General features: G+C 61.8%; 11 protein-coding genes. 7 read left to right on the top strand and 4 right to left on the bottom strand.

The annotated features are described in order from the left end of the window. Positions 1-24: 24 nt before the first annotated feature. Entirely contained in the window at positions 25-426 is a 402-nt protein-coding gene (locus FP2506_RS14065) for a Uma2 family endonuclease (protein ID WP_007068200.1), read from the top strand. A gap of 54 nt (positions 427-480) precedes the next feature. On the opposite strand, the gene typA is transcribed toward FP2506_RS14065, so the two are convergent. From typA to FP2506_RS14050, 3 genes are all read right to left on the bottom strand, one after another. Beyond that, complete coding sequence (gene typA / locus FP2506_RS14060; protein ID WP_007068199.1) at positions 481-2,307, bottom strand: translational GTPase TypA; 1,827 nt, start codon at positions 2,305-2,307, stop codon at positions 481-483. 189 nt (positions 2,308-2,496) lie between these two features. Continuing rightward, positions 2,497-3,117, bottom strand: coding sequence for a hypothetical protein (locus FP2506_RS14055; RefSeq protein ID WP_050765082.1), 621 nt, complete (start codon positions 3,115-3,117; stop codon positions 2,497-2,499). 129 nt (positions 3,118-3,246) lie between these two features. After that, positions 3,247-3,720 (bottom strand): hypothetical protein, encoded by a 474-nt coding sequence (locus FP2506_RS14050; RefSeq protein ID WP_058371597.1) that lies wholly within the window; start codon positions 3,718-3,720, stop codon positions 3,247-3,249. A 324-nt stretch (positions 3,721-4,044) separates the two neighbouring features. Between FP2506_RS14050 and ureC the strand changes: the two genes are divergently transcribed. Together ureC and FP2506_RS14040 are read left to right on the top strand one after the other, a co-directional pair. After that, positions 4,045-5,757: an urease subunit alpha gene (gene ureC, locus FP2506_RS14045; RefSeq protein WP_007068197.1), complete on the top strand. Its 1,713-nt coding sequence runs from the start codon at positions 4,045-4,047 to the stop codon at positions 5,755-5,757. A gap of 278 nt (positions 5,758-6,035) precedes the next feature. Continuing rightward, positions 6,036-6,431 carry an MliC family protein gene (locus FP2506_RS14040; RefSeq protein WP_007068196.1) on the top strand — a complete coding sequence of 132 codons (396 nt, stop codon included), beginning with the start codon at positions 6,036-6,038 and terminating at the stop codon, positions 6,429-6,431. Here FP2506_RS14040 and FP2506_RS14035 read toward each other — a convergent pair. Continuing rightward, positions 6,428-7,054, bottom strand: a complete 627-nt coding sequence (locus tag FP2506_RS14035; protein WP_007068195.1) for a hypothetical protein — start codon at positions 7,052-7,054, stop codon at positions 6,428-6,430. The genes FP2506_RS14040 and FP2506_RS14035 overlap by 4 nt on opposite strands. A 123-nt stretch (positions 7,055-7,177) precedes the next feature. On the opposite strand from FP2506_RS14035, the gene FP2506_RS14030 reads away from it, so the two are divergent. The 4 genes from FP2506_RS14030 to FP2506_RS14015 are packed head-to-tail and all read left to right on the top strand — an operon-like array spanning position 7,178 to position 10,330. Beyond that, the gene (locus FP2506_RS14030) at positions 7,178-7,660 is read left to right on the top strand and encodes an urease accessory protein UreE (protein WP_007068194.1); all 483 of its coding nucleotides are present in this window, start codon (positions 7,178-7,180) and stop codon (positions 7,658-7,660) included. Further along, positions 7,657-8,367 carry an urease accessory protein UreF gene (locus tag FP2506_RS14025; RefSeq protein ID WP_007068193.1) on the top strand — a complete coding sequence of 237 codons (711 nt, stop codon included), beginning with the start codon at positions 7,657-7,659 and terminating at the stop codon, positions 8,365-8,367. The genes FP2506_RS14030 and FP2506_RS14025 overlap by 4 nt, the downstream gene beginning before the upstream one ends. After that, complete coding sequence (gene ureG, locus FP2506_RS14020) at positions 8,364-8,996, top strand: urease accessory protein UreG (RefSeq protein WP_007068192.1); 633 nt, start codon at positions 8,364-8,366, stop codon at positions 8,994-8,996. The genes FP2506_RS14025 and ureG overlap by 4 nt, the downstream gene beginning before the upstream one ends. Then, on the top strand, positions 8,993-10,330 hold the full coding sequence (locus tag FP2506_RS14015; RefSeq protein WP_007068191.1) for an 8-oxoguanine deaminase: 1,338 nt from the start codon (positions 8,993-8,995) through the stop codon (positions 10,328-10,330). The genes ureG and FP2506_RS14015 overlap by 4 nt, the downstream gene beginning before the upstream one ends. Positions 10,331-10,777 lie beyond the last annotated feature (447 nt).

The following is a 10,777-nucleotide window of genomic DNA, read 5'->3' as shown; positions in this document are numbered from 1 at the left end:
GGAGCGTCGCAGGTCGAGAGCCCGATGAGCCGTCTTCGCGAACATGATCCTTGGACGAAAGAGCAGTTCTTCGCCTGGCAGCAAGATCAGGAGGAGCGCTACGAACTCGTCGATGGCTTTCCGCTGAAGATGATGACTGGAGCTTCGAACCGGCACGATGCCATCGTCATCAACATCATCGGGGAACTGCGCAATCGTTTGCGTGACAAGCCGTGCAGCCCGTTCTCCGCTGACGGTGCGGTGGAAACCTATCCTGGCCAGATCCGTCGACCCGATGCCGGGATCGACTGCGAACTCCTAAACCTCGCCATTGCGGGCGCCGGGATCGAGCTTCCGCTGTCTGAAATCTGTGCTGGTGTCGAGCCTCAGAATTTCCAAAAACCTGTGGTTCTTCGCTCTGCCCGAGAGCCGATGTTTCACGTGTAACATCGGCATAAATGACCGGCAGCTCTCGCCACCGGTCACCTCGTGTCAATCAAATCAGGCCGCTTTTTTAGCCTTCTCGAAGCGCTTGCGCTCGTGAGTGTCGAGATAGAGCTTGCGCAGCCGGATATTCTTCGGCGTCACCTCGACCAGTTCGTCGTCCTCGATCCAGGAGAGCGCCCGGTCGAGAGTCATGCGGATCGGCGGGGTCAGCTTCACGGCCTCATCCTTGCCAGATGCACGCATGTTGGTCAGCTTCTTGCCCTTCAGAACGTTCACTTCGAGATCGTTCTCGCGGGTGTGGATGCCGATGATCATGCCGGCGTAGACCTTCACGCCCGCATCGATCACCATCGGACCGCGATCTTCGAGGTTGAACATCGCATAGGCGACGCTCTCACCGTCTTCCGAGGAGATCAGGACGCCGTTGTTCCGGCCCGCCAGCTCCCCTTTGTACGGCTGGTATGAGTGGAACAGGCGGTTCATGATCGCCGTGCCGCGCGTATCCGTCAGAAGCTCCGACTGATAGCCGATGAGGCCGCGCGTCGGGGCGTGGAAGACCAGTCGCTGGCGATCGCCGCCCGAGGGGCGAAGCTCGATCATCTCGGCCTTGCGCTCGCTCATCTTTTGGACGACGACACCGGAATGCTCCTCGTCGACGTCGATGACGACCTCCTCGACCGGCTCCAGCATCTGGCCGTTCTCGCCCTCCTTCATGACGACACGCGGGCGCGAAATACCGAGCTCGAAGCCCTCGCGGCGCATCGTTTCGATAAGCACGGCGAGCTGCAGCTCACCACGGCCCGAAACGTAGAACGAGTCCTTGTCCGGAGCTTCGGCGATCTCCAGCGCGACATTGCCTTCGGCTTCCTTCAGCAGGCGGTCGCGGATGACGCGGCTCGTCACCTTGTCGCCCTCGGTGCCAGCCAGAGGAGAGTCGTTGACGATGAAGCTCATGGTCACCGTGGGCGGATCGATCGGTTGCGCCTCCAAGGGCTCTGTCACCGACGGATCGCAGAAGGTATCGGCGACGGTGCCCTTCGAGAGCCCCGCGATCGCGACGATGTCGCCGGACTGCGCCGATTCCAGCGGGACGCGGTCGAGGCCGCGGAAGGCGAGGATCTTTGAAATGCGACCAGCCTCAATCTGCTTGCCGTCGCGCGACAGCACCTTCACCGACTGGTTCGGCTTGATCGTGCCGGACTGGATGCGGCCCGTGATCAGACGGCCAAGAAACGGGTTCGCCTCAAGGATCGTTCCGATCATGCGGAACGGCTCGTTGCGGCTCGCCGTATCCGGCTCCGGCACATGATCGAGAATGAGATCGAAAAGCGGCGTCAGGCCCTGGTCCTGCGGACCGTCAGGCTCCGAAGCCAGCCAGCCGGCGCGACCCGAACCATAAAGGACCGGGAAATCGAGCTGCTCTTCAGCCGCGTCGAGGGCGACGAAGAGGTCGAAGATCTCGTCGAGAACTTCCTTGTGACGCTCGTCAGAGCGGTCAATCTTGTTGATCGCGACGATCGGCTTTAGGCCCACTTTCAACGCCTTGCCGAGAACGAACTTCGTCTGAGGCATCGGGCCTTCGGCGGCATCGACGAGGATCACCGCGCCGTCCACCATGTTGAGGATACGCTCCACCTCGCCGCCGAAATCGGCGTGGCCGGGCGTGTCAACGATGTTGATCCGGGTGTCCTTCCATTCGACCGAGGTCGCCTTGGCGAGGATCGTGATGCCGCGCTCGCGCTCCAGATCATTGGAGTCCATCGCGCGCTCTTCCGTGCGCTGGTTTTCGCGGAAGGTGCCCGACTGGGCGAGGAGCTTGTCGACTAGGGTCGTCTTGCCGTGGTCGACGTGCGCGATGATCGCGATATTGCGAAGCTTCATGATGTCACCGGATCAGGATCGAAGAAGGTATCAGCGAGCAAAAAGGCCGGACGGCGAGAATTTCGCCCCGGCCGGATGCCGCTCGATTGTCGTTTAAGTGCGCCTATACAGCATATTTCGCAGCTGCGAAAGGCAGGACCGCGTCGGTCACAAAAGGATCACGATCGCCGTCCTTCGGCGCATGATCGCTTAATCGCCGTTCGCCTTAGGCGTCGCGCTCGGCGCATTGCGCAGGCCCGCGCGGATCGATCCGAGATCGATGCCAACGGGCGGCGATGGAATACGATAGTCCGCTGCCGAACCGGCGCCGGGCGTATAGGACTCGCCGCTGCTAATGGACGAGGCCGTCGAGCCCCCTTCCCCACCGAGACTGGTCGCGCCTGAGGTGCCGGCCTCACCGGAGCGCGCAAAGGCGCCCGCATTGACTTCGCCGATGGCGGAGGAGCCTTCGGTCGCCCGAAGCGTCGTCGCGTCGCTCGGCGATGTCTCGGACTCAATTCCAGAACTGGAGGACCCTGTCGTCGAACTCGAGCCGTCCGAAAGCGAGCTGGTACCGGGACTGCTGTCAGGTGCCGTCAACGAGTCGAGGCCACCCGCCGCGCCGCTGTTCTCGAGTGAACTGTCGCCGTCGGAGCCGGCCGAGCCCGAGGAGGTCCCGCTGTCGAATGAGCCGGTGGTCGACCCCGAGCCTACGGAGGAGCCAGAACCAGAAGACGAACCGCCAGTCGTCGTCTGAGCCGCTGCTGGCATGCCCGCGAGCGAGCCAGCGAGCATCAGAGCGAGAAGCGAGCGACTGGGCACAAAGCTCATGACGATTATCCGACGATCAGTTGAGACAGAGCGCTAGATTTGCGCAACGCCACGCAGGAATCAAGCAGCGTCAACCATTTCCAATCGTTAGGTCGCGGCATGTCCTTAACCCCTTCGCAAGGAAGACGCTTAACGGCGGATGATCGCTCGGCCGCCGCGCGCCGGATGGTTGTTCGGTCGCGGTATAACCTGCGGACGCCCCCGACTTTGCCCACGCGTTACGCTGCTACGACCAATCGCGGCTGGTCCTTCGCGCGCGAAGATACCGGCCGAAACGCTATTCAAATCAGAACGGCCCTCCACCGCACGCTTCGCGGCCGAATTACCGCCCTCCAGTCGCGGGACCTTCGGCTTCAGATAGCTGTCGTCATAAGGTTTGCCGAATTGCCTCTCGGCATTCGTGTCGCCGAAGATCTCCGCACCAGCTATGCCCGGCCTCCGAACAGGCGCTCCGACAATCGGGATATCTGCCATCGACGTGCCCGGCAGTGTGCCGGCCGGACCCGGACCATAGGGCTGGGCAAGGGCGGAAAACGAAAAAGCGCTGAAGGTCAGTAAGAATATGAAGCGGCTCACGCCGGCAGGAACGAGCGGACGGATCATCGGAACACAGCGCATTTTGTTAGGCCGGTCAGGTGCTTAACATAGCTCCTATCTCTCGGCGCGCAAGCGGGTCGAAACCTTTGCGGCGGTACAGATACCATGCAGGGCTTTGATCAAGCGCATTTCGAACCGAACTGCCTCGCCGTTGAGCAGCCCGCATCACGCGTACTCTTTCGTCACAGCGGTGAATGGCGCTAACCTGCGTACACAGGGAGTCTGCTTCCTTCACGCCGTTTCACCGATCCTGCTGTCCGACTGGCATTGTTATCTTGAAGAATTGCTCGGAACCGGCAGCGATCCGCTCCTCACAACGAGGTCCATGCCATGCCCACTACGATCGCCCGCTCGTCCTATGCCGCAATGTTCGGCCCCACCACGGGCGACAGGGTGCGGCTTGCCGATACAGAACTCTTCATTGAGGTGGAAAAGGACCTCACCACCTATGGCGAGGAGGTGAAGTTCGGCGGCGGCAAGGTGATCCGCGACGGTATGGGCCAGTCCCAGCATTCGCGGGCCGACGGCGCTGTCGACACGGTGATAACCAACGCGTTGATCCTCGACCACACCGGCATCTACAAGGCCGATATCGGACTCAAGGACGGGCGCATCGCCAAGATCGGCAAGGCTGGCAATCCCGACACCCAGCCGAATGTCGATATCGTCATCGGACCTGGCACCGAGGCAATCGCGGCGGAAGGTAAGATCGTCACGGCCGGCGGTTTCGACAGCCACATCCACTTCATCTGTCCGCAGCAGATCGAGGAGGCGCTCTTTTCAGGCGTCACCACAATGCTTGGCGGTGGAACGGGCCCTGCCCACGGCACGCTCGCGACCACTTGCACACCAGGTCCCTGGCATCTTGGCAAGATGCTGCAGGCTACCGATGTTTTCCCGATGAATCTCGGCTTTTCCGGCAAGGGCAACGCGTCCCTGCCAACTGCGCTCGAGGAGATGGTCGAAGGCGGCGCCTGCGCGCTGAAACTGCACGAGGACTGGGGTACGACGCCGGCCGCGATCGACTGCTGCCTTACCGTCGCCGACGACTACGACGTTCAGGTTCTGATCCATACGGACACGCTCAACGAATCCGGCTTCGTCGAGAACACGGTGGACGCTTTCAAAGGCCGCACGATCCACGCCTTCCACACGGAAGGCGCGGGCGGCGGTCATGCGCCGGACATCATCAAGGTCTGCGGGCTGCCGAACGTTCTCCCCTCCTCCACCAATCCGACGCGGCCCTACACGGTGAACACGCTCGAGGAGCATCTCGACATGCTCATGGTGTGCCACCACCTCGACGCCTCGATCCCCGAGGATATCGCATTCGCCGAAAGCCGCATCCGCAAGGAGACGATCGCGGCGGAGGACATCCTCCACGACATGGGCGCCTTCTCGATCATCGCGTCGGACTCACAGGCCATGGGGCGCGTCGGCGAGGTGATCATCCGCACATGGCAGACGGCGGACAAGATGAAACGCCAGCGCGGCCGTCTGCCGGACGAGACCGGCGACAACGACAATCTGCGGGCCCGGCGTTATGTCGCGAAATACACGATCAATCCGGCGATTGCTCAGGGCATGTCGAAGGAGATCGGCTCGATCGAAGTCGGCAAGCGGGCCGATCTCGTGCTCTGGGATCCCGCCTTTTTCGGCGTCAAGCCGATGATGGTGCTGATCGGCGGGATGATCGCGGCAGCGCCCATGGGCGATCCGAACGCCTCGATTCCGACTCCCCAGCCGGTCCATTACCGTCCGATGTTCGGCGCCTTCGGCAAGGCGATCGGCGCGACAGGTGCGACCTTCGTTTCAAAGGCTGCGCTTGACGCCGGCCTGAAAGACCAGCTCGGATGCGAGAAGACGTTCCTCGCCGTCGAGAACACCCGCGGCGGCATCTCCAAGGCATCGATGATCCTCAACGACATGACGCCTGAGGTCGAGGTGAACCCGGAAACCTACGAGGTGCGCGCCAATGGCGAACTCCTCACCTGCGAGCCCGCAAAGGAACTCGCCATGGCCCAGCGCTACTTCATGTTCTGAAGGCCCGGGTGCGCGCGAGGATCTTTGGCTGCAAACTCCAAATCGAGACAGCCGGGACAGATTGTGCAATTGGCGATCAGGACCCCATTGCGCGTTCCCTGCGGACAGTTCCCCGGAGCATCTGGTCGCTTACCCGCAGTTTTCGTGAATGGCATTTAGCTCTCTCCCTCTCATAGACGCATTACGCTTCGACCGCCGCATCGCCCTTGTAATTCTCGACGCGACGTGGCTCCTCGCTTCGGGCGCGTAAAGAGACTGAAGACAAAGGGAAGAGACCGATGCGGATCGCCACGGAGATGAAGACTATCGGCGGCCTGGCCGCCTTATTGACGTTGGTGCTTTCAGGGAGCGCGGCGGCTCAAACGGCAGAGGAGATCACCATTCAGGTCACTGGGCCGGTCGATCGGCAGGAGATCACCTATGCGTGCCAGGACGACCAGATGGAGACACCGGCACGCATCACTGTCGACTACATCAACCTGCCGAACGGCAATCTCGCCATCGTGCCTGTGGCTGGCCGACCGACCGTATTTGCCTTAACCCTCGCCAACTCCGGCTCGAAATATGTCTCGAAGTCCCTCGTTTGGTGGACGCGCGGCAATCGCGGCGATCTTTACGACGAACTGCGCGGCGGTGTGGAGGAAGCCTATGTCTGCAGGGTAGTGAAGGACTAGGCGGAAAAGGCATCCGCACTCGGATGGACGACGGGGACAAAGCCGTTCTGGAGGGCTATTACACTAGGTTTCGGCGTGAGCACGGTAACAGTCCCCGCTGCAAGGCCCATAGCAGTATCGTAACCATCGGGGGTGTAGTGGAGGAGCCGACCGTTCCTAAGCAGCCAGGCTTCGCCCTCAAAATGAACCATGGCACCGTCCGGGATCTCGCTTGTGTTCACTTCGAGCCGGATCTGCAGGCGCCTTCTCGAATCCACCCTGACTGCATGCAGCGCTTTGTCGATCTCCCCGGCCCGCGCCTCGGCGCCATTCACCCGTGCAAAGGCCGATCTGTAGGCGAGAAAAACTGCCCTTCTGCACTCCGCGCAAGGACGATGACCAGCCGCAAGCGCAACCGCCTCATCGAGAAAGAAAAGTTCGGTGTAACAGCCCTTGGACATGAGCTCGCGCTTGCGTCCACTAAAATCGAGCGCGCAGATGATCCAGTTCTTTTGCTTCCAGCGGCTACTGCCGAGCGTGCGATCCTCGCCATGAAGGATGCCGCGATTGCCCATGAAGAGGCCGGCCTTCGAAGGATGTGAAACGATCTCTCCTGTCGGAAGCACCCGGTTCTTAAGCGGCATACTCCTCCTCCTTTCTGTCAGCCTCCGGAGAAATACCGATCCTCGGTGATTGACCGCTGGCAAAACCGCTCGCACGCCAATATCTTGGCATGATGCAAAGACGCGCAAGAAGCGAGGGCGTCCATGATCGTGGGAACTTCGATCGTTACCCGAGGCGCATGGCAGGAGGCTGCCGATACGATCACCCTTGACGAACAAGCGCGACACCGCCGCCGGATGGCGATGGTGAGCGACGGCGGTATCGCCTTCCTGCTCGATCTTCCAGAGGCGCGGCTTCTGAAATCCGGCGATGCGATCCAGCTCGACGACGGGCGCCTGATCGAGGTTCAGGCCAAACCCGAAAACCTTTTGGAGGTGAGGGGACGCAATGCCCGCCATCTCCTCGCGCTCGCCTGGCAGATCGGCAACCGGCATCTTGCAGCCGAAATCCACGCCGAGCGCGTCCTCATCCGCGACGATCCGGTGATCGCGACGATGCTGGAAGGTCTCGGCGCGGAATTACGGCGCATCGAGAGCGGCTTCGATCCCGAAGGTGGGGCCTATGGCAATGCGCATTCGGTTCACCACCACCATCACGCTGACCCGGTCGAAGCGGAAGCACTTTGAACCGCGGGCCGGATAGCGAAGAGGCGATCAGGGAAGCGCCAACTCATACCGGCTTCGTTTCTCTCATCACTCTTTTTTCGCAGAGCTTCCCGATCGGTAGTTTTGCCTGGTCGCATGGGTTGGAAAGTACGGTCCGCGGCGGTCTCGTGACCAATGCCGACGAGACGCGCGATTGGATTGCCTTTCTCCTGAGATCAGGCAGCGGCTGGAACGACGCGGTCCTTTTCACCGAGAGCTACGACGCAGCATCGGATCACGACCAATCCAGGCTCGATGCCGCCAACGAACTAGCACTCGCACTCGGCTTTTCCGCCGAGCGGCGCACTGAAACGGAGCATTTCGGCGAGGCGTTTCGCGAGGCCTCGCGGCCATGGCAGAGCGCCGACGCGATCGCGATCGCCAATAGCCCCGTCGCTTATCCGGTTGCGGCGGGGGCGCTCTCGGCTTCGCTGAAACTACCCCGCACGGAGGTGCTCACCGCCTTCCTGCACGGCTTCTCGAATATGCTCGTCCAGGCCGCAATCCGGCTCATCCCGCTTGGTCAGAGCGATGCGGTCAAAATCACCCATGCCCTCGGGCCATCAATAGTCGAGACCGCGAGCCTAGCCGCAAGCAGCTCGCTGGACGATCTCGGCTCGGCGGCGCTCCTGTCCGACATCCATTCCATGCGGCACGAAACTCTCTCTCCAAGGCTGTTTTCCTCATGAAGCATCAGAACGGACCCTTGCGCGTCGGCATCGGCGGCCCCGTCGGTTCGGGCAAGACGACCCTCGTCGAAAAGCTCTGCAAGGCGGCGCGGGAGAACTGGTCGATCGGCGTCGTCACGAATGACATCTATACCAGCGAAGACGCCGAGGCGCTGGTGCGCGCCCAGGCGCTGACCTCCGACCGCATCATCGGGGTCGAGACCGGCGGCTGCCCGCACACGGCGATCCGCGAGGACGCCTCGATCAACATGCGCGCGATCCGCTATCTGACGAAGCGCCATCCGGACCTCGACCTCGTCGTCGTGGAGTCGGGCGGCGACAACCTCGCGGCGACATTCTCGCCCGATCTAGTCGATCTCTCGATCTACGTGATCTCAGTTTGTCAGGGCGACGACATTCCGCGTAAGGGCGGGCCGGCCATCACCCGCTCCGATCTTCTGGTCATCAACAAGACCGATCTCGCTCCGCATGTCGGTGCCGATCTCACACGAATGGAGCAGGATGCGGCGAAGGGGAGGGGAAAACTCCCGACGGTCTGCACCGATCTCTCCCGCGCCAAGGGAATCGGGGATATCCTCGCCTTTCTCAGCGCGGCCGGCGGCCTGCCCGCCATCGAAGACGCCGCGTGACAAGGCTCTACGTCAAGGCGCCGCTCGCGATCCTCGCGAATAATGCGGGAGGCGGTCTTGTCGTCGAAGACGGCCGGATCGCCGAACTGGTGCCGTCCGGCGGCGCACCAGCCGCACCCGTGGACGAGACCTTCGACGCCTCGAACCACGTTGTCCTGCCGGGGCTGATCAACACCCATCACCACTTCTACCAGACGCTCACCCGCGCCCATCCGGACGCGATCGACAAGGAGCTCTTCCCCTGGCTGAAGAGCCTCTATCCGATCTGGGCGCGGCTCGATCCGGAGAGTTTTCGCCTTTCGGTGCGCCTCGCTCTGACCGAGCTTCTGATGTCCGGCTGCACGACGGCGGCCGACCACCACTATTTGTTCCCGGACGGGCTCGACGACGCCATCGACATCGAGGCAGAGGAGGCGCAAGCCCTCGGAATGCGGGTGATGCTGACGCGCGGCTCGATGGATCTGTCGGAGAAGGACGGCGGTCTGCCGCCCGATCTCGTGGTGCAGGACAAGGAGACGATCCTCGCCGATGCAGAGCGGCTGATCGGCCGCTATCACGATGGGTCCGAGGGCGCGATGACGCAGATCGCGCTCGCGCCCTGTTCACCTTTTTCGGTGACCAAGGCGCTTATGACGGAGAGCGCGGCGCTCGCCGAGAAGCACGACTGCCGCCTCCACACCCATCTCGGCGAGACCGAGGACGAGAACGCCTATTGCCGCGAACTCTTCGGCTGCCGGCCGGTGGAGTATCTCGAAGAAGTCGGCTGGCTCGGCCCCCGCACATGGCTCGCCCACGGCATCCACTTCACAACGGAGGAATGCACGAAGCTCGGAAGGCACAAGGTCGGCGTCTGCCATTGTCCGGCCTTCAACGCGGTGCTTGCCTCGGGCTTCTGCCCGATCAACGAGCTGAAGGCCGCCGGAGCGCCGGTGGGGCTCGGTGTCGACGGCTCGGCCTCGAATGACGCCTCGAACCTGATGGAGCAGGTTCGTCACGCGGTGATGATCGGCCGGCTCAACTATCGCTCGGCGAGTGCTGTGACCGCCCGCGATGCATTTCAACTCGCGACGGAGGGCTCAGCCGCCTGTCTCGGCCGCAGCGATATCGGACGCATCGCGGTCGGTCGCCAGGCAGATTTCGCCCTCTTCACTCTCGACGAACTACGATTTTCCGGTGCGCACGATCCGATCGCGGCGCTCGTTCTCTGCGGTGCGCATTCCGCCGACCGGGTGATGGTGAAGGGTGAGTGGCGGGTCAGGGACGGTCAACCGATCGGTATGGATATCGCCCGGCTGCGCTTCGAGCATGGCGAGGCTGCAAAGCGTTTCACGTGAAACATTCTTTGCAATCGACCGAACTCCAGCGGACTCGATTCGTCACACAAATGCAATATCCGCGAGCGATCACTCCCGTGATTCTTTAACCTCTTGTTTACGAATTGGGAGAGGACGGGACAGTAAAGAGGTATCGGGAAGCTTCTGTCGATAGGGATCGAGTTTTCCCCATCGCCCGGCTCTTCGAAGGGAGTCGAAACAGGTTGCGTTAATCTGTTGAAAGCTGTGCGCCGTTCCTCCTGTTTCGACAGGTTCTTCACACTGTAAACCGGTCTTGGTTCAGGGCCTAAGATCCTTTCGAACTGGACCTTTTCCTGGTCCGTCCCCGCTCTCCTCGACAGCCTGCCTCATCATGGCTACGAGTGATGCGAATTGCCGGCCGATCAAACGCCTGCAGGACCATGGATGTGGATTCCCACAATCCACCGAGTCAAAGAAGAATCATAA

The organism is Fulvimarina pelagi HTCC2506 (assembly GCF_000153705.1).
Classification (GTDB): Bacteria; Pseudomonadota; Alphaproteobacteria; order Rhizobiales; family Rhizobiaceae; genus Fulvimarina; species Fulvimarina pelagi.
Note: the sequence above shows the minus strand (reverse complement) of the source record. Positions and strands in the feature narration are given on the sequence as shown.